Annotated in this window: 1 pseudogene; it reads right to left on the bottom strand. The window is 58.3% G+C overall.

Features of this window, described 5'->3' with window-relative positions:
* A pseudogene (locus EN780_RS37755) lies at nucleotides 1–451 on the bottom strand (catechol 1,2-dioxygenase); the annotation flags it as partial.

The following is a 451-nucleotide window of genomic DNA, read 5'->3' on the forward strand; positions in this document are numbered from 1 at the left end:
GTACGGATGGCGTCCCTGAGCTTTGAGCAGGCGCCCGACCACGCCATCGACCGGGATCGGATACCCGACCATCTTGACGGTCCTGAACCAGAACCGACCTTGCTCGTCGGTCGTAAATTTGCCGCGTAAGTTCATCTCGGCCTGGTCCGGGTCCTGGTTTTCATAAAGACCGACGGGAGATGCATGCCAGACATCCACTTCAGCGCCGGCAATTGGCTTACCGTCGCGGTCAACGACCTTGGCATGCACGAATAAGGGAGTGCCCGGCGTCTCGGATCGGATGATCGACGCGCCATTTTCGACTCGCGGAGAGTTGAGGCGCCAGAATGGACCCAACAGCGACTGGGAGGTCTCGGTCTGTCCTCTGTCGCCATTGTTCAGCAGGCAGACAAGTGAAGACACGCCAAGAGAACCAGCCATCAGCACAAACTCGTTGTGGTGATCAGTATGC

The organism is Mesorhizobium sp. M4B.F.Ca.ET.089.01.1.1 (genome assembly GCF_004022605.1).
Classification (GTDB): Bacteria; Pseudomonadota; Alphaproteobacteria; order Rhizobiales; family Rhizobiaceae; genus Mesorhizobium; species Mesorhizobium abyssinicae.